The 18,473-nt window shown below is 67.6% G+C and carries 15 protein-coding genes and 2 pseudogenes; 7 read left to right on the top strand and 10 right to left on the bottom strand.

Annotation, left to right across the window (positions count from 1 at the left end; genetic code table 11):
- Positions 1–316: 316 nt before the first annotated feature.
- From ACTJKF_RS15155 to ACTJKF_RS15145, 3 genes are all read left to right on the top strand, one after another.
- The gene (locus ACTJKF_RS15155) at positions 317–502 is read left to right on the top strand and encodes a hypothetical protein (RefSeq protein WP_440624322.1); all 186 of its coding nucleotides are present in this window, start codon (positions 317–319) and stop codon (positions 500–502) included.
- Positions 503–599: 97 nt separating this feature from the next.
- On the top strand, positions 600–881 hold the full coding sequence (locus ACTJKF_RS15150; protein WP_440624321.1) for a hypothetical protein: 282 nt from the start codon (positions 600–602) through the stop codon (positions 879–881).
- Positions 882–926: 45 nt separating this feature from the next.
- The gene (locus ACTJKF_RS15145) at positions 927–1,085 is read left to right on the top strand and encodes a hypothetical protein (protein WP_440624320.1); all 159 of its coding nucleotides are present in this window, start codon (positions 927–929) and stop codon (positions 1,083–1,085) included.
- A 149-nt stretch (positions 1,086–1,234) separates the two neighbouring features.
- On the opposite strand, the gene ACTJKF_RS15140 is transcribed toward ACTJKF_RS15145, so the two are convergent.
- Both ACTJKF_RS15140 and ACTJKF_RS15135 read right to left on the bottom strand, forming a co-directional pair.
- Entirely contained in the window at positions 1,235–1,555 is a 321-nt protein-coding gene (locus tag ACTJKF_RS15140) for a DUF1840 domain-containing protein (RefSeq protein ID WP_440624319.1), read from the bottom strand.
- A 300-nt stretch (positions 1,556–1,855) separates the two neighbouring features.
- Positions 1,856–3,826, bottom strand: a complete 1,971-nt coding sequence (locus ACTJKF_RS15135; protein ID WP_440624318.1) for an APC family permease — start codon at positions 3,824–3,826, stop codon at positions 1,856–1,858.
- A 513-nt stretch (positions 3,827–4,339) separates the two neighbouring features.
- Between ACTJKF_RS15135 and ACTJKF_RS15130 the strand changes: the two genes are divergently transcribed.
- On the top strand, positions 4,340–5,203 hold the full coding sequence (locus ACTJKF_RS15130) for a crotonase/enoyl-CoA hydratase family protein (protein ID WP_440624317.1): 864 nt from the start codon (positions 4,340–4,342) through the stop codon (positions 5,201–5,203).
- 46 nt (positions 5,204–5,249) lie between these two features.
- Here ACTJKF_RS15130 and pdeR read toward each other — a convergent pair whose 3' ends face one another.
- The 4 genes from pdeR to ACTJKF_RS15110 form a co-directional block, all read right to left on the bottom strand.
- The gene (pdeR, locus tag ACTJKF_RS15125; RefSeq protein WP_440624316.1) at positions 5,250–7,253 is read right to left on the bottom strand and encodes a cyclic di-GMP phosphodiesterase; all 2,004 of its coding nucleotides are present in this window, start codon (positions 7,251–7,253) and stop codon (positions 5,250–5,252) included.
- Between the two features lie 666 nt (positions 7,254–7,919).
- Complete coding sequence (locus tag ACTJKF_RS15120; RefSeq protein WP_440624315.1) at positions 7,920–11,558, bottom strand: hydantoinase B/oxoprolinase family protein; 3,639 nt, start codon at positions 11,556–11,558, stop codon at positions 7,920–7,922.
- A gap of 122 nt (positions 11,559–11,680) precedes the next feature.
- Positions 11,681–12,985, bottom strand: coding sequence for an MFS transporter (locus ACTJKF_RS15115; RefSeq protein WP_440624314.1), 1,305 nt, complete (start codon positions 12,983–12,985; stop codon positions 11,681–11,683).
- Positions 12,986–13,174: 189 nt separating this feature from the next.
- A complete protein-coding gene (locus ACTJKF_RS15110; protein ID WP_440624313.1) occupies positions 13,175–13,948 on the bottom strand; it encodes a putative hydro-lyase in 774 nt (257 codons plus the stop codon).
- 207 nt (positions 13,949–14,155) lie between these two features.
- Between ACTJKF_RS15110 and ACTJKF_RS15105 the strand changes: the two genes are divergently transcribed.
- Positions 14,156–15,088, top strand: a complete 933-nt coding sequence (locus ACTJKF_RS15105) for a LysR family transcriptional regulator (protein ID WP_440624312.1) — start codon at positions 14,156–14,158, stop codon at positions 15,086–15,088.
- 67 nt (positions 15,089–15,155) lie between these two features.
- Here ACTJKF_RS15105 and ACTJKF_RS15100 read toward each other — a convergent pair.
- A pseudogene (locus tag ACTJKF_RS15100) lies at positions 15,156–15,266 on the bottom strand (antibiotic biosynthesis monooxygenase); the annotation flags it as partial.
- 49 nt (positions 15,267–15,315) lie between these two features.
- On the opposite strand from ACTJKF_RS15100, the gene ACTJKF_RS15095 reads away from it, so the two are divergent.
- Complete coding sequence (locus ACTJKF_RS15095) at positions 15,316–15,930, top strand: LysE family translocator (protein ID WP_440624311.1); 615 nt, start codon at positions 15,316–15,318, stop codon at positions 15,928–15,930.
- A gap of 91 nt (positions 15,931–16,021) precedes the next feature.
- Here the strand turns inward: ACTJKF_RS15095 and ACTJKF_RS15090 are convergent.
- From ACTJKF_RS15090 to ACTJKF_RS15080, 3 genes and pseudogenes are all read right to left on the bottom strand, one after another.
- Positions 16,022–16,260 (bottom strand): annotated as a pseudogene (locus ACTJKF_RS15090) (aminotransferase class V-fold PLP-dependent enzyme); the annotation flags it as partial.
- 78 nt (positions 16,261–16,338) lie between these two features.
- On the bottom strand, positions 16,339–17,130 hold the full coding sequence (locus tag ACTJKF_RS15085; protein ID WP_440624440.1) for an alpha/beta fold hydrolase: 792 nt from the start codon (positions 17,128–17,130) through the stop codon (positions 16,339–16,341).
- Positions 17,131–17,212: 82 nt separating this feature from the next.
- Entirely contained in the window at positions 17,213–17,587 is a 375-nt protein-coding gene (locus tag ACTJKF_RS15080; protein ID WP_440624310.1) for a DUF4148 domain-containing protein, read from the bottom strand.
- 566 nt (positions 17,588–18,153) lie between these two features.
- On the opposite strand from ACTJKF_RS15080, the gene ACTJKF_RS15075 reads away from it, so the two are divergent.
- Positions 18,154–18,473: T6SS effector phospholipase Tle3 domain-containing protein (locus tag ACTJKF_RS15075; protein WP_440624439.1), on the top strand; the 320-nt coding region annotated here is incomplete at its 3' end.

Raw genomic sequence — 18,473 nt, 5'->3', positions numbered from 1 at the left:
GTTCGTGTTCAGGTCGGGACGCGACTCGCACGCATCCGCGCACACCGCGCCCCGTCGATCAACCCAGTGTGGGTGACGTGCCCGCGAGCGTCAAGCCGGGTAACGGCGAGCCGCGCCGTCGGGCACCAGGCCGGCAGGAACGCCGCGCACGCATCACGCAGGCCGACTGCCACCCCTTCGCGGCCTGTGCCCCGCGCGATCGCTTTTTATATCACGTTGTGATATATAATTCAGACAGGCAAAGCGTGCGTGCGATGTCGCCGAAACGAATGGCGATCCGGTGAGTTCGACACGCCGACATGGGGAAGGAGACATCATGCTGATCAACAACGATTTCGAAATCGGTTATCTCGTGATCGCGTTCGCGCTGCTGGGCGTGATCCTGATCGGGGCGCTGCTCACGTCGCTGCATCTCGATCGGTGGCATCCGAAGCTGATCGGCGCCGCGCTCGGCGCGCTGCTCGGAATCGCGCTGATCGAAGCGATGCCGATGCTGACGTAAACGCGGCTCGGCCATCGCGCTTGCGCTCCGTGCCTGCCGCGACGTGCGCGGTCGCGGCGCGGGGTCGGAATGGCCGATGCCCGTGAAGGGGATCACCATGGAATCACAGCTCTGCATGATCTATCACCGCTGCGAGATCCGCGCGGGCGCGATGGTCGACGCGGCGGCCGGCGAAGGCCTCGCGCTCGGTGCGCTGTACCAGCCGCTCGCCGTCGTGTGCTGGCGCGATGCCGGCGGCCGCCACGAGGCGCACCTGCTCGATCCGAAGCATCACGTGTTCCGCAGCGACGCGGATGCGGTCAGGGTCTCGATCGCGCTGGCCAAGCGCTTCATCGATACGACACTCGCCGGGCGCGTTACGCCCGTGCCGGCCCGCTGACGCCGGCTCACGGCGCCCCTCGTTCCCCAACCTGCCGGAGGCGACATGGAAAACGGGATCGTTCCGACCATCGTGCTGCTCGTGGTCCTCGTGTTCGCGGTGCTGTTCTTCGCGGAACCGCGCAGCCGCGACCGCACGCGCGACCGGCTGCTGCACCGCGGCTCGCGGCGCTCGGCGCGCTCGCATACGCACCACCATTCGTAACCGGCCCAGCGCGCCGCGCAAAAAAATCGGCCGACGGCATGACGTCATGCGACGCCAGCGGTCGGCCTTGCAGCGGAGGTCCAGTCCCAGGCAGTGGGCGCGCGTTGCGCGCCTACAGTGCCTATACGTCCCTATATCCCTATACGTCCCTATACGCCCCACATCACGTGCCGGCCCTGTGCATGGGCTGCACGCATCATGTCCAGCAACGGCCACGCGCGTTGCGCGAGCCCGCCCGCATGCGGTGCCAGTTCAGTGCGCAGCGCCTGCGTCGAACGCTCGTGCGCGCTTTCCTGCGCCGCGTCATCCCTGATTGCCTGCTCGAGCCGCGCGATCGCGCCCGGCAATTCGTCAGTCGAAATCACACCGCGTACGTCGAGCCCCTTGCCGACGAGCCCCAGCAGATACTGCGCCAGATCGCGCAACATCACGATGTCCGGCGCGGCGGATGACCGAAACGTAACCATCATCGTCAATGTCCTCTTGTTGTCGCTTCGTCGCCTGGTCGCCGCGAGACCGTGCGGCACTGGCCGCCGGTCGCGGCGAGGCCCGCGGCCATCCTGCTGCGCCCGGTTGCCGCCCCGTTCTTCTGAACCGGACGTTCGCCCGGCACGATGTGCGCATCGCGCGGCCGGGTTCGTCTGCGGCGTAGCGGCCGGATGACACGAAGGCCTGTTTTCATTTTATATCACGTTGTGATGTATTCAAGCGTACGGCCCCGCAATGGGGTGACTTGTGTCGCGAACATGCCGACGCGCCTCACCGCTCCGCTACCCGACGTTCATCGGCAACAACACCATCTGCCGGCCCTCGACGTGCAACCGCGCCTGCAATTCGACCGGCGTCTGGTTGTGCAGCCACGCGGTCAGGAAATTCACGCGCCGGAAGATCAGCTTGCTCGCGAAGCACACGGCGTTCGGATACGCATCGAGCGTCGACGACGCGAGGTTCATGAACTCGAGGACCGGGTTCGTGCCGAATGCGATCCGGTAGTCGGCCGCGATGCCGTTGCGGCGGCAATGCGCGACATAGTAGTCGAGCGATTCGGTGATCGTGTGACGCAGCCGCTCGAGATGCTCGTGCCCGTCGTACGCCTTCGCGTCGACCTCGCCCACCGCGAGAAAGATCACGTTGCGGAAGTGTCCGGGAAACAGCCGGTTGACCCACAGCAGCGCGTGCATGCTCGCACCGCGATGCTTGCCGACCAGCAGCACGGCCGTCGGCTGCGCCGGATCGGGCCGGCCCGGCGCGGTGGCTTCGTCGACTGCCGGCGGCGCCCCGGAGAACAGCGCATCCTCCTTCGCGAGCTGCACGCGCGTGTACGCGTAGTGACGGTTGATCATGAAGCACAGCGCGATCACCGCACTCGTCACGAGCACCGTGAGCCAGCCGCCGGCCGTGAACTTCTCGATCAGCGTGATGACGAGCACGGTCGCCGTCACGCTCAGCCCGAGCGCCGACAGGAAGAAGTGCTTGAACCAGCCGCGCTCGCTGCGATGGCGCCACCAGTACGTGCACAGCCCGAGCAGCGACATGCTGAACGTGAGGAACACGTTGATGCTGTACAGCACGACGAGCACGTCGACGTTGCCGTGCGTCCACAGCAGGATCACGAGGCTCGACAGGCCGACGACGATGATGCCGTTCTGCCGCACGAGGCGCCCCGACAGGTCGCGGAAATGACGCGGCACCCACGAGTCCGACGCCATGTTCGACAGCACGGCCGGCCCGTCGAGGAAGCCCGTCTGCGCGCCGACCAGCAGCAGCCCGGCCTCGAACGCGAGCACCGCCGCGAGCAATGCGTGGCGCGCGAAGGCCGAACCGAGCCCGAGATGGTCGATCACGCTGCCGAACACGACCGCGTTGAGCGTCTGGCCGTCGACGGGCCGCGCGTGCCACAGCATGTACAGCAGGATGATGCCGCCGGCGGTGAACGCGAGCGAGGTCGACATGTACCACATCGTCACCTTGCCGTTGGGCACGCGCGGATCGGCAAGCATGTTCACGTTGTTCGACACGGCCTCGAGGCCGGTATAAGTCCCGCCGCCGAGCGAGAACGCGCGCATCAGCAGCGCGAGCATCACGAAACTGCCGACCGACTGCGACATCCCGCTCGCCTCGCGCACGGCATCGGGGACGATCATCGCGAGATTGCTGCCGTGTACCGCGACGCCATACACGATCAGCCCGAAATGCAGGATCACGAAGCCGATGAAGATCGGCAACAGCACCATGATCGACTCGCGCATCCCGCGGAAATTGAGCCCCGTCATCATCAGAATCAGCACGATCTCGGTGGTGAGCTTGAACCCCTGCGCGCTGACCGGCAGCAGGCTGAAGAACGCGTCGACGCCGCTCGCGAGCGACGTCGCGACGGTCAGCACGTAGTCGACCAGCAGCGCCGCGCCCGACACGAGGCCCGGCTTCGACCCGAGCAGCGACGTCGCGACGCGATAGCCGCCGCCGCCGGTCGGGAACAGCTCGATCACCTGGTTGTAGCCGAGCGCGATGATGAACACGGTCGCCGCGGTCGCGCAGGCGAGGAACAGCGCGAGCGGCGTGTGGTGCGCGAGCGCGAGGAACGCCTCCTCCGGGCCGTAGCACGACGACGATAGCCCGTCGGCGCCGAGCCCGACCCAGGCCAGCAACGGCGTCACCGCGATCGCATGGCGCGTGCGCGGATCGAGCGGGTCCAGCGGCTTTCCGACGAGCAACTGCCACATCTTCTGGAGTGCGGTCATGGTCCCCTCCCGGAACGCGGGGCGCGGCGGGCGTAATCCTCCAAAGCTAGCCGACGGCCGGCCGCTGCACCAGTCCGCACAATCCATGAGACGCGGCCGACGGCGCGACGCCGCTTTCAACACGTAAGCGACCGGCACGCCCGGCGCCTCCCCGGCGCGGCGTGCGCGCGCCATCCGCCGGCCGGCCACGCGGATCGGCAGCCCGCCGTCCCGCCGGCCGTCCTCCACGCCTCCACGCCTCCGCACCCCGCGAAACGCACCGGCCCGGCCCCCTCCCTCGCCGTCCTCCCGTCACGCGCTCACATCGATCCCGTCGCTCGCATGGTTCGCATGGTTCGCACGGTTCGCGCGGTCGCGATGCCGGCCCATGTCCCGGTCGTGCGTTGTTTCCCGCCGTTCGACTTTTGTGCGCGCGCAACAATGGCGGTGCCTCGCGGCCGGTGCCCTGCGGGGGCAGGTTTCCATTGCGTCGGCCGCGGCGGTTTGAAAAACCACATCTCACGAGGACATACCATGCAACTCCAATCCCATCCGGCGTGCCGTCCGTTTTACGAAGCAGGAGAACTCTCGCAACTGACCGCGTTCTATGAGGAAGGGCGCAACGTCATGTGGATGATGCTGCGATCGGAGCCGCGGCCGTGCTTCAACCAGCAACTCGTCACCGACATCATCCATCTCGCGCGCGTCGCACGCGACTCCGGCCTGCGGTTCGACTTCTGGGTGACGGGCTCGCTCGTCCCCGAGCTGTTCAACGTCGGCGGCGACCTGAGCTTCTTCGTCGACGCGATCCGCAGCGGCCGGCGCGACCAGCTGATGGCCTATGCGCGCTCGTGCATCGACGGCGTGTACGAGATCTACACGGGCTTCGGCACCGGGGCGATCTCGATCGCGATGGTCGAGGGCAGCGCGCTGGGCGGCGGCTTCGAGGCCGCCCTCGCGCACCACTACATGCTCGCGCAGAAGGGCGTGAAGCTCGGCTTTCCCGAAATCGCGTTCAACCTGTTCCCGGGCATGGGCGGCTATTCGCTGGTCGCGCGCAAGGCGGATCGCGGGCTCGCGGAATCGCTGATTTCGTCCGGCGAGGCGCACGCGGCCGAGTGGTACGAGGATCGCGGGCTGATCGACCAGACGTTCGACGCGGGCGACGCGTACCTCGCGACGCGCACCTTCATCGACGTGATGAAGCCGAAGCTGAACGGCATCCGCGCGATGCTGCGCGCACGCGAACGCGTGTTCCAGCTCACGCGCTCCGAGCTGATGGACGTCACCGAGGAATGGGTGCGCGCGGCGTTCACGATCGAGCCGAAGGATCTCGCGTACATGGAACGCCTCGTGATGCTGCAGAACCGGCGCGTGTCGAAGCTGCGCACGGTGTGATGCGAGCGGCGCGCGCCGCCNGGCGCGCGCCGTCATGAGGGGACGCTCAGGCGATCAGCCTGAGCTTTCTCGTTTCCGCGAGCCAGGCCTCGAAGGCCTGCGCCGGCATCGGCCGCGCGAAATAGAAGCCCTGCGCGTGATCGACGTCGATCTGCTTCAGGAACTCGGCTTCCGCGCGCGTCTCGACGCCTTCGGCCACCACCGAGAAACTCAGCGCCTTCGCGAGCGACACGACCGAGCGCACCAGCGCCTGCGAGCGCGGATTGCGGTCGATGCCCGTGATGAAGCTGCGATCGAGCTTGATCGAATCGAGCGGCAGGCGCGACAGCTGCGACAGCGACGAATAGCCGGTGCCGAAATCGTCGAGATGAATCTCCGCGCCGAGCTGGCGGAACTGCTTCATCAGCTCGTGCGCCGTCTCTTCGTCCTCGATGAAGCTGCTTTCGGTGAGCTCGATGTCGACGAGGCTCGGCTTCAGCCCCGCGCCGTCGAGAATCGACGCGAACTGGTGGACGATGTTCATGTCCTGCAACTGCCGCGCCGACACATTCACCGCGATCCGCACGCCGAGCCCCTTCGCCTTCCACGCGGCGGCCTGCGCGGCCGCGGTGCGCATCACCCAGCGCCCGAGCGGCGCGATCAGCCCCGACTCCTCCGCGAAACGGATGAACTCGACTGGCGCGACGAGCCCGCGATCGGGCGACTGCCAGCGGATCAGCGCCTCGACGCCGTGCACGTCGCCCGTCGCGATGTCGACGACCGGCTGGTAGTGCAGCACGAACTGCTCTTCCTCGAGCGCCTTGCGCAGGTTCGTGTCGAGCCACATGTACTTCGCGACCTTCTGGTTCATCTCCAGCGAGAACACGCGGTACGTATGCTTGCCTTCTTCCTTGGCGACATACATCGCGGTGTCGGCGCTGCGGATCAGCGTCTCGAGCGAATCGCCGTGCTGCGGATACATCGCGATGCCGATCGAGCAGCTCGTGTAGACCTCCATCAGCCCGAGATGAATCGGCGTGCGCATCCGTTCGAGGATGATCTGCGCGGTCGCTTCGAGCAGCGGCCGCGTGCCGTGCTCGAACAGCACCAGGAATTCGTCGCCGCCGAGCCGCGCGAGCGTCGCGCCGGACGGCAGGCAGCCGCTGATGATCGCGGACACGTCCTGCAACAGGCGGTCGCCGGTGATGTGCCCGTAGTGATCGTTGACGCGCTTGAAGTTGTCGAGATCGAGGAACAGGATGCCGACCTGGCCGCGCATGTCGGTGCGATCCTCGGCCAGCGCCGTAAGGATGCGCTCGCTGATCGCATGGCGGTTCGGCAAGCCGGTCAGCACGTCGGTGTTCGCGAGTTCGCTGAGCCGATGCTGCGCGTTGCGCTCCTCGGTGATGTCGATGCCCGAGCAGATCAGGAACTGCTCGTCGACGCCGCTGCCGCTCTGCACGAACTTGTTGCGGAACTGGAACAGGCGCGGCCCGTTGACCGTGTTGATGTAGCGCTCGACCGCGAACGAGCTGTTGCTCGCGAAAAAGCCGGTAATGTTGCTGCGCGACTGCGCGCCCTGCTCGGGGCTCATGAACAGCTCGAACGCGCTGCGGCCGATCACGTCGACTTCGCGCTTGCCGGTGACTTCCTCGCACAGACGGTTGAAGCGCTGCACCATGCCGTTGCGGTCGAGGATCACGACGAGCGAATTCACTTCGGACACGACCTGCTCGGCAAACGCGAGCCCGTGCGCGAGATCGCCGGCGACGGATGCGGCATCGGAATACGCGGAGGCCGTGCCGGCCCAGTTGCCGGTGTCGACCTTCCTGCCGACCAGATGCAGGCTGATCGCGTTGCCGAACAGCACGAGGTCGAGCACGAGGTGCGACGTGACGCCGGTGAGCGCGCGAATCCGCGCGGCCTGCTCGCCGCTCAACGCGATCGCGACGTTGGTCAGGCCGCGGACGGCGGCCAGCTCGAGTGCATTGCTGTCGCTGCCGAGACGCCAGCAGGGGCTGCGCGTACCGACGTGCGCCTCGAGCACCGCGCTATCGTTTTCGTCATCCATGGACACGCCCCGATCCAGAAAAAACGCACAGTGTAGACGGACGCGAGGCGGCCGCCACCGATCTCCGGTCACGCAACGCGCGCACCCTGCGGGGCAGTCGTGGTGACCATGAAGGCCGTGACAGCGGTCCTCGTTCCGTACTTGTTTCCAACCAATGCGACCCGGCGTTTGCGCATGACGCGCGCAGGTTTCCAAACGAATGATGCGTCCCATCTTATCAAATGACGAAGAAGATTGGCATCCACATTTGGTATGAAGTGTCAAGGAATTCAAACTCGATTGGCAGACGGGATTTTTCGTGATCGGCGGCCGGCGCGCGGGGGCTCGCCGGTCTGCCGAGCGGGCCGGCAGAACCGCAGGAATGCCATGCTGGGCGGGGTTTGGCGGAATCGAGAAAGCTCGGCATCGACCCGCATCGGTCATATTTTTACGGGGCACCATCACATTGCGGCGCCCGCAACATGGTGAATTTTCGTTTCCATTGGCGCGAGAATGCGCGGCTTGATTCCTGTTCCGGTTGCAATACTGCGGCGATCGGTGCGAACGGATATCTCGCGCGGCCGCGGGCATGGAACCGGTACGATCGCCCGGCCGAAACGCGCGAAAGCGGGGCGGCGCACCCCACGCCGCCCCCGCTTCCGTGCCTGTCACGTCACATCAGGTCGCTCAGCCTGCCGTGCCGTAGCCGCCGCCGCCCGGCGTCTCGACGACGAACACGTCGCCCGGCGCCATCTGGGCGCGGCCGATATGTTCGAGCGCCTCGACCGTGCCGTCTGCCCGCTCGATCGTGTTGCGGCCGAGCGCGCCGGCCTCGCCGCCCGCCGCGCCGAACGGCGCGTGGATCCGGTTGTTCGACAGGATCGACGCGGTCATCGGCTCGAGGAAGCGGATTCGCCGGACCGCCCCGTCGCCGCCGCGCCAGCGCCCGCCGCCGCCGGAGCCCGCGCGCAGCCGGTGCGAGTCGAGCCGCACCGGGTAGCGCCATTCGAGCACCTCCGGATCGGTCAGCCGCGAGTTCGTCATGTGCGTCTGCACCGCGCCGACGCCGGCGAAGCCGTCGCCCGCGCCGCTGCCGCCGGCGATGGTCTCGTAGTACTGGTATTGATCGTTGCCGAATGTGAAGTTATTCATCGTTCCCTGGCTCGACGCGACGCAGCCGAGCGCGCCGTACAACGCGTTGGTGATCGCCGACGACGTCTCCACGTTGCCCGACACGACCGCCGCCGGATACTCGGGGTTCAGCATCGAGCGGGCGGGCACGATCACGGTCAGCGGCTTCAGGCAGCCGGCGTTCAGCGGAATGTCGTCGCCGACCAGCGTGCGGAACACATACAGCACCGCGGCCATGCAGACGGCCTTCGGCGCGTTGAAGTTGTTGTCGAGCTGCGCGGACGTGCCGGTGAAATCGATCTCCGCACGACGCGCCGCACGGTCGACGCGGATCGCCACGCGAATCTCCGCGCCGTTGTCGAGCGGATAGCGGTACGCGCCGTCCTGCAGCGCGCCGATCACGCGCCGCACCGCTTCCTCCGCGTTGTCCTGCACGTGCCCCATGAACGCGAGCACGACATCGCGGCCGAACTGCGCGACCATCCGGCGCAGTTCGTCCACGCCCTTCTGGTTCGCGGCGACCTGCGCGCGCAGGTCGGCCATGTTCTGGTCGACGTTGCGCGCCGGATAGCGGCCGGATGCCAGCAGCGCGCGCGTGTCGGCATCGCGCAGCACGCCCGCCGACACGAGTTGCCAGTTGTCGATCAGCACGCCCTCCTCGTCGATGTGCGTCGAATCGGGCGGCATCGAGCCCGGCGTCGTGCCGCCGATATCCGCGTGGTGGCCGCGCGAGCCGACGTAGAACAGCGGCGTGTCGGAGCCGTCCGCGAACACCGGCGTGATGACGGTGACGTCCGGCAAATGCGTGCCGCCGTGATACGGGTCGTTCAGCATGAACACGTCGCCGTCGCGCATGCGGCCGCGGTTGCGCTCGATCACCGTCCGGATGCTCTCGCCCATCGAGCCCAGATGCACGGGCATGTGCGGCGCGTTCGCGATCAGGTTGCCGGCGCCGTCGAAGATCGCGCACGAGAAGTCGAGCCGCTCCTTGATGTTCACCGAGTACGCGGTGTTCTGCAGCCGCAGCCCCATCTGCTCGGCGATCGACATGAACAGGTTGTTGAAGATCTCGAGCCGCACCGGATCGGCGTCGGTGCCGAGCGAGCGGCGCGTCGGCAGCGGCGTCGTGCGGGTCAGCACGAGGTTGCCCTGCGCGGTCATCTCCGCGCGCCAGCCGGGTTCGACGACGGTCGTGCCGTTCTTCTCCGCGACGATCGCCGGGCCGTCGATCGCGTCGCCGGCGAGCAGCGTGTCGCGCACGTACAGCGCCGCATCGTGCCATTGGCCGCCGGAATAAAAACGCACGGCGCCGTGCGCATGCGGCGCCGCGCCCGCTTCGCGCGGCGCGAGCGGCGCGATCTCGACGGGCGCATCGGAACGGCCAATCGCCTCGACCGACGCCAGTTCGGCGACCAGCGGCGTGCCGGGCATCAGGAACGCGTAGCGCTGCCGGTAAGCGGTTTCGAACGCGTGCTGCATCGCCGCGACGCTGCCGGCCGGCACGTCGAGCGCGGAATCGGTGCCCTGGTAGCGCAGGTGCACGCGCCGCTCGGTCGCGATGCGTGCCGGCGGCACGCCCTGTTCGAGCAGCGCGCCGACCGCGTCGTCGGCCAGCCGGTCGAGCGCCGCGTTCAGCGCCGGCAGCGACGCATCGGAGAGCACGGCTTCCACCGCGCGCTCGCGCATCGCGGTCTGGTCGGCGAGACCCATCCCGTAAGCGGACAGCACGCCCGCGAGCGGATGCGCGAACACCTGCGTCATCCCGAGCGCGTCGGCCACGCCGCACGCGTGCTGGCCGCCCGCGCCGCCGAACGTCGTGAGCACGTAGCGCGACACGTCGTGGCCGCGCTGCACCGAGATCTTCTTGATCGCGTTTGCCATGCTGCCGATCGCGATCTCCAGGAACCCTTCGGCCAGCGCCTCGGGCGTGTCGCGCCGCCCGGTCGCCGCGTGGATCGCGTCGGCGAGCGCCGCGAATTTCGCCGCCACGCCGTCGCGGTCGAGCGGTTCGTTCGCGTGCGGGCCGAACACGCGCGGGAAATGATCGGGCTGGATCTTGCCGAGCATCACGTTGCAGTCGGTCACCGTCAGCGGGCCGCCGCGCCGGTACGCGGCCGGCCCCGGATTCGCGCCGGCCGATTCCGGCCCGACGCGCAGCCGCGCGCCGTCGAAGCCGAGCACGGAGCCGCCGCCGGCCGCGACCGTGTGGATGCTCATCATCGGCGCGCGCATCCGCACGCCGGCCACCTGCGTCTCGAACACGCGCTCGAATTCGCCGTTGTAGTGCGACACGTCGGTCGACGTGCCGCCCATGTCGAAGCCGATCACCTGGCCGAAGCCGGCCGCGCGCGCCGCGCGCACCATGCCCACGATGCCGCCGGCCGGACCGGACAGGATCGCGTCCTTGCCCTGGAACGCGTCGGCACGCGTCAGGCCGCCGCTGCTCTGCATGAACTGCAGGTTCACGCCGGGCATCTCGTGCGCGACCTGCTCGACGTAGCGGCGCAGGATCGGCGACAGGTACGCGTCGACCACGGTCGTATCGCCGCGCGACACCATCTTCATCAACGGCGACACCTCGTGCGACACGGACACCTGCGTGAAGCCGATCCGGCGTGCCAGTTCGGCCAGCGCGCGTTCGTGCGCGGTGTGGCGATAGCCGTGGATCAGCACGATGGCCAGCGACCGCACGCCCGAGTCGAACACGCGGCGCAGCGCCGTTTCCGCGCCGTGCAGGTCGAGCGGCACGACGACGTCGCCATGCGCGCCGAGCCGCTCGTCGATCTCGACGACGGTCTCGTACAACGCATCGGGCAGCACGATGTCGAGATCGAACAGGCGCGGCCGGTTCTGGTACGCGATGCGCAGCACGTCGCGAAAGCCGCGCGTCGTCGCGAGCGCGGTGCGTTCGCCCTTGCGTTCCAGCAGCGCGTTGGTCGCGACCGTCGTGCCCATCTTCACCATGTCGACGCGCTCGGGCGTGATCGGCTCGCCGTCGGCAAGACCGAGCAGATGGCGAATCCCGGCGACGGCCGCATCGCGATACTGCTCGGGATTCTCCGACAGCAGCTTGTGCGTCACGAGCGAACCGTCGGGCCGGCGCGCGACGATGTCGGTGAAGGTGCCGCCGCGGTCGATCCAGAATTGCCAGCGGGCGGCGTCGGAGGAAACGGGGAAGGTGTGTCGGTCAGTCATGGCGATGAACTCGATGCGTCGTTGAATCGATGGACGAGCGCCGCCGCACGGCGCGCGTCGCGCGCCGCGTGAGGGCTTCGATGAACAGGGAGCGGTAAGGCGGCGGGCGGGTCGAGGCCCGCTTATGCGGCGTCGAGTTCGCGGCCGCGCGTTTCGGGCAGCGTCAGCGCGGCGACGATCATCACGCCGTACGCGGCGACCGCGAAGATGCCGATGCTTGCGCCAAGGCCGTAGTGCTTCGACAGCGCGCCGATCAGGAACGGGAACAACGCGCCGATCGCGCGGCCCACGTTGTAGCAGAAGCCCTGCCCCGAGCCGCGCACCCGCGTCGGGAACAGCTCGGTGAGAAACGCGCCCATCCCCGAGAAGATGCCCGATGCGAAGAAGCCGAGCGGGAAGCCGAGCCACAGCATCGACGCGTCCGTGAGGTGCAGCACCGGCGACGTATAGGCGAACGCGATCACCATCGAGCCGAGCGCGAACAGGATGAAGTTCGGCTTGCGGCCGAGGCGGTCGGTCAGGTATGCGCTCGCCAGGTAGCCGACCCACGAGCCGATGATGATCGTCGCGAGATAGCCGCCCGTGCCCATCACGGTCAGGTGCCGTTCGGTCTTCAGGAACGTCGGCAGCCAGGTCGTGATCGCGTAGTAGCCGCCCTGCGCGCCGGTGGTCAGCAGCGCCGCGCGCAGCGTCGTCGACAGCAGCTTCGGCGCGAAGATTTCAGTGAGACGCGGCGCGTCGGCGCCCTTCGCCTGCGTGGCCTTCTCCTTCTCGTAGACGTCCGGCTCCTTCACGTAGCGGCGGATCACCACCACCAGCAGCGCCGGGGCCAGACCGACGAGGAACAGCGCACGCCACGCCTGTTCGGCCGGCAGCACCGAGAACAGCAGCGCATACAGCAGCGCCGACAGCCCCCAGCCGATCGCCCAGCCCGACTGCACGAGGCCGACCGCCTTGCCGCGATCGCGCGCGCGGATCACTTCGCCGATCAGCACCGCGCCGGCCGTCCATTCGCCGCCGAAACCGAAGCCCATCAGCGCGCGCGCCGCGAGCAGCTGGTGGTAGTTCTGCGCGAGCCCGCACAACGCGGTGAACACCGCGAACCACAGCACGGTCAGCTGCAGCGTGCGCACGCGGCCGATCCGGTCGGACAGGATGCCCGCGAGCCAGCCGCCGAGCGCCGACGCGAGCAGCGTCATCGTGCCGATGAAGCCGGCGTCCGCGAGCGAGATGCCCCAGGTCGCGACGAGCGTCGGAATCACGAACGACAGCATCTGCGTGTCCATCCCGTCGAGCATGTAGCCGACCTTGCAGCTCCAGAACGCGCGGCGTTCGCGCGGCTGCGCGTCCGCGTACCACCCGAACAGGCCGCTGCGTGCGGGGCCCGCGGGGTCGGCGGCGGGCGCCGCGAGGGTCTTGCTTTCCATGGTGAGGCTCCTGTCGAAATGCGCGGTCAAAATCGTGCGTGTCGTGCGTGTCGCTTCTTGCGTCGCGCTCGCGGGCGTCGGGCCGCGGGTGCGCGCCGCCCGCCACGCGGGCGGATCGTCTGCGGTCGCGGCAGGCCGCCGCGACGAGGGCCGGACCAGCGGCCGCGCGGGCCGCCGGCATCGGCCGGATCAGAACACGGCCAGCGACGCGTTCGTGATGTCGGTCATCAGCATGTAGCCGGGCGTATGCGCGATCGCGAGCGGCAGCTTCGCGTCCATCAGCGCGGTTTGGGGCGTCACGCCGCACGCCCAGAACACCGGCAGCTCGCCGTCGCGCACCGTGACCGCGTCGCCGAAATCGGGCGTGCCGAGATCGGCGATGCCGAGTTCCTCCGGATGGCCGATATGGACCGGCGCGCCGTGCACGCCCGGGAACCGGCTCGTGATCTGCACCGCGCGGATCGCATCGGCGCCGCGCAGCGGCCGCATCGACACGACCAGCTGGCCGCCGAACATCCCGGCACGGCGGTTCGGAATCGACGTGCGGTACATCGGCACGTTGCGCCCCTCCTCGATATGGCGCAACCCGATGCCCTCGCGCGCCAGCATGTCCTCGAACGAGAACGAGCAGCCGATCGCGAACACGACGAAATCGTCGCGCCACAGCGCTTCGAGCGAGTCGACCCGCTCGGTCAGGCGGCCGTCACGGTAGACGTTGTAGCTCGGCACGTCGGTGCGGATGTCGAGATCCTCGCCAAGCACGTCGACCCGGAACGCGCCCGGCTCGCCGACGCCCAGCAGCGGGCACGCCTTCGGGTTCGCCTGGCAGAAGCGCAGGAAATCGTGCGCATACGCGTTCGGCAGGATCGCGAGATTCGCTTGCGCGAACGGGCCGCACTGGCCTGCGGTCGGGCTGCGGAACGCGCCGTTGCGGACGGACTGGCGGAATTCGGAAGGCGTCATGATGTTGGATGGAGGATCGGGGGTGGTCGGGATGGCGAAGTCGTTGCATCAGCAGATACGGCGAAGAATAGAAAAGAAAAAATTTTGTCGCCAACGAGTTTTTTTGCGCCCCGTGTATAGAATTTCTTAACGGATCTCCGGGTTTTCCCCGGTCCCGTTCACTTTTCTTCACCGGCAAGCTGCGCGTCCACCGTCCGCCCAACCGCCATGAACACGCGATTCCTCGAAACCTTCGTCACGCTCGCGAAGCTGCGCAACTTCCGCACGACGGCCGCCGCGCTGCACGCGACGCCGGCCGCGATCTCGCAGCGCCTGAAAGCGCTCGAGGACGAATTGCAGACCATGCTCGTCGACCGCGACAGCCGCGAGTTCCGCCTCACGCCGAACGGCGAGTATTTGCTGGGGTATGCGAAGGCCGTCGTCGAGGCGGCGCACGAGCTGCACGCGGCCGCGGCCGGCGAAAGCGCGCTGCGCGGCAAACTGCGGCTCGGCGTGATCGAAACGGTCGTGCACAGCTGGCTGCCGCATTACCTGCGCCGCCTCGCCGCCGACTATCCGCAACTGGAGATCGACCTGACCGTCGACGTCAGCGTCGTGCTGCAGCGCCGGCTGATGGCCGGCGAGCTCGATCTGATCATTCGGGTGGAAGGCAGCGACGAGGCGTCGGTCGTCTGCGACGCGCTGGCTAACTATCCGGTGCGTTGGGTCGCGCGTGCAGGGCTGCTGCCGAACACGCGCACCGGCCTCGCGCGGCAGGTGCTGCGCCAGCCGATCCTGACCTACGGACGCGGCACCGCGCCGCACCGTGCGCTCGAGGACATCGTGCGCACGCTCGCGCACGCGCATGGCGTGCCGCTGTCGGAAACGCGGATTACCGGTTCACCGTCGATCTCGGTGATCGTGCAGCTGGTGCGCGACGGCTTCGGCGTCGCCGCGATTCCGGTGCTGTTCGTCGATGCGCTGATCGAAAGCGGCGAGGTCGTCGAGCTGCCGCTGCAGCCGTCGCCGCCGTCGATCGTCGTGTCGATGTCGCGCCGCGCCGATGCGCCGAAGTTCGTGCATGGCGCGTCGATCGCGGCGCGGGCGGCGTGTCATGAGTATTGCGGGAAGAGCAACCGGTTGCTGGTCGAGGCGCTGTGATGCGGTGCTCGGATACCCAGCGGTTTGCGCAGCGCAGAACGTCTGAAACGCCGATGCGGCAATCCGCTCACGCTGCCTGCCCCACATGCGGCTGTGCGAGCTTCCCGTCGCCATACTCGCGCAGCACCTGGGAGATCACCACGCGATAACCGTCGAGCCAGCGCGCAGGCCCGGCCCGGCGTCCGGGGTAAGATGAAGGCCCCTTCCGCGTCGCCGAACCCCACGCCATGACGACCACCGTCGACACCCTGCTGCCGCTCGCCGGCGTCCTCCTGCTGAGCGTCGCCAGCCCCGGCCCGAACTTCGTGATCGTCACGTCGACGGCGGTCACGCAGCGCCGCGCCGGCGTGATGACCGGCCTCGGTCTCGCAGCCGCATCGGGCACCTGGGCCGCGATCGCGATTGCCGGCCTGAGCGTGCTGGTGACCCACGTCGCATGGGTCCATACCGCGCTGCGGCTGGCCGGCGCCACGTATCTGATCTGGCTCGGCCTGAAGATGGTGCTGACCGCGCGCAAGCCGTTGACTGTGTCCGCGCCCGCGGTGTCCTCCGGCTGGTACGCCGCGAAGAAGGGCTATGTCGTGAGCCTGACGAACCCGAAGGCCGTCGCGTTCTACGGCAGTATCTTCGCGTTGATGGTGCCGGCCCATGCGCCGGCATGGTTCGATTTCACGGTCGTCGCGCTGTCGATCGGCATTTCGGGCGCGTGGTACTGCACGATGGCGCTGCTCGCGTCGCATCCGTCCGTGCGCCAGTTGCTGATTCGCCGCAAGTCGGTGCTCGATACGACGGCCGGACTGCTGCTGATGGGGCTCGGCGGGCGGATGCTGGCGGGGCGTTGAGCATCATGCGCGTGCCTGCATCGATAAAAATGGCCGCTTGCGACCTCCCGTTACCAGGACGCGCAAGCGGCCTTGTCGCTCTCAGCACGCATCACCGCCGCGTCGCCAGCCTCCTCACCACACGCACCAGCGCATCGACTTCATCGCACGTGTTGTAGAACGCCAGCGACGGCCGGAGCGTCGCCTCGATCCCGAAGCGCCGCAGGATCGGTTGCGCGCAGTGATGCCCTCCTCGTTCAGCGCCCGTCCGACCTCCTCCGTCTCATGGCCCTTCAGCACGAACGACAGCACGCTCGCCTTGTCGCGCTCGGTGCAGACGAGCCGCACGCCCGATGCCGCATCGGCACATCGGATCGACCACCGCAGTCGGCGCGCCGCGCATCCCTCTCATCGCGGCGCCGCCGTCACTCACCGCGCATCCTGCTTCGCACGTTGCGCGGCCGCGATGATCGCGTCGGCAACGGCTTTCGGGTGGCTCAGCATCGCGACGTGGCTACCGTTCACGCGCGTGACCGTCGCACCGATCCGCTTCGCCATCGCTTCCTGCAGCATCGGATCGATCATCCGGTCCTGCGTCGCGACGACGAACGACGACGGCTTCGCATGCCACGCGGCCTGCGTGACCTTCTCCGAAATGCAGCCACCGTACCACGGCCCTTGCGTCGCCGCGACGACGCGCTGCTGCGCGGGCGGCAGGTCCGGCGCGAAATCCTGCGCGATCGCCTTGTCCGACAGCCGCGCGAAGCCGCCTGCGTCCTTTCGCAGCTCGCCGGCCCAAGCCGGCGCCGGCTGCCCCTGCGTGACGTCGGCGATCGACTGGCCGTTGTCCGGCGCGAACGCGGCGACGTAGACGAGCGACTTCACCTTGTCGTCGTTGCCCGCCTCGCTGATCACGACGCCGGCCCACGAATGGCCGACCAGCACCACGGGGCCCTTCTGCTCGTCGATCGCACGCTTCGTCGCGGCGGCGTCGTCGGCGAGCGAGCTCAGCGGATTTTGCACCGCGACGACATGCAGGCCGCGCGCCTCGAGCAGCGGAATCACGCGGTTCCAGCTCGACCCGTCGGCGAATGCGCCGTGCACGAGCACGACGTTCGTTCCCTTCAGGTCGTCCTTGGGCGCCGCCTGCGCCGCGACCGCACCGAACAGCCCGCCCAGCACCGCGGCGGACATCAGAACCCGCTTCGTCAAACCGATCATCGTCATGCTCCTTTCCGTCGTGTTGTTCAAATGAAGTGTTGTCGATGCGACCGCGCCCGCGTATCGCTGGCGCGGCGACGCATCACGAATGTGCGTACAGATCGTCGCCGCCCGTGTGCGCGTTTCGTGCGCTTTGTGCGCTTTGTGCGGCAAGCGCGTTGGCGGCGGCGTAGCGGCCGGCCGGCGCCGACGCGTCGGCCACGTTGTCGTCCTGCGACTTCGACGGGCTGTTCTGGTCGGAACGCGCGACCTGCTGCGCGGCGGCGACGGCGTTCTGCGCGGCGGCGATATCGTCCGGGTAATGCGCTTCGCTGCCGGCCGGACTGTAGCCGGCCTTCTCGAGCCGGATGAGATCGGCGCGCACGTCGGCACGCGTGAGGCCGTGGCCGGTATCGGCGAACGACAACGCGGGGATGGTGGCGAGGACGGCAACTGCGAGGATTCGAGCGGCTTTCATGAGATTTGTCCTTGAAGGAAGTGGCGGGTATCGATCACTAGGCATCCGATGCACACGTCTGGCACCGAACGTTTGCTGCATGTCGACAGTAGAACCCGCTCACGTATCCGGCATGTTTCCGAATCATGGCCTCAGTGCAATCCGATGTTTCCCAAGCAGCGATAGATACAGTGCGATACAAATGCGTCGCCGTCGCCACGGATGTACGGACGATAGCGAATTTATCGTGGACAAATACAGACGCAATGTCGTATGCACTGCGTCAGACGGCTACATCGCCGGATAACGGGCCTGACAGTGCGATGGGTGGGGAAACAGCCCGCCTCCGCCGCGCGTTTTTAGTGATGAAGAAACGCGACGGATTTCCGCCTTGAAACACATTCTGACAATTTGCGTTCGTCGCCATCGCGCTCGCCGGGATATTTCCTGACGTCAGCGCTTGTCACGTGCGCCCGTTCGATATGCTTGCCGCCTCGCTTCGATTCTCTATTGATTCGGATACTTATCGATTCTTTTCGTCAGCGTCCGACAACGATGGAACGAGTTTGAGATGTTCAGGAGTTTGGATGACCGATTCATTTCTCGATCCACGACCCGTGGTGGATGCGCTCATCGACGCGCCCGGTGCGAAAGCCGATACACCACCTGATGCGGCCGCTCCGCGTCCTGAACCGCCGCCGATCATCGTTGGCCGCGTTGAAGGGATGACGATGTTCGCGAAGAACACGCCGCTGATCTGCATCAAGCAATTGCCGTTGCCCGGCATCGTGATCTTCGTGCATGGCGTGAACTCCGAAGGCGAATGGTTCGACGCCGCGGAGGACGGGCTGTGCAAAGGCCTCAATCGCCGGCTCGGGCGGCTGGACGATCAGATGATGTATCACGG

The sequence above is a fragment of the Burkholderia sp. 22313 genome (assembly GCF_052045245.1).
Lineage (GTDB): Bacteria > Pseudomonadota > Gammaproteobacteria > Burkholderiales > Burkholderiaceae > Burkholderia.
This window is presented reverse-complemented; position numbering and strand designations above follow the sequence as displayed.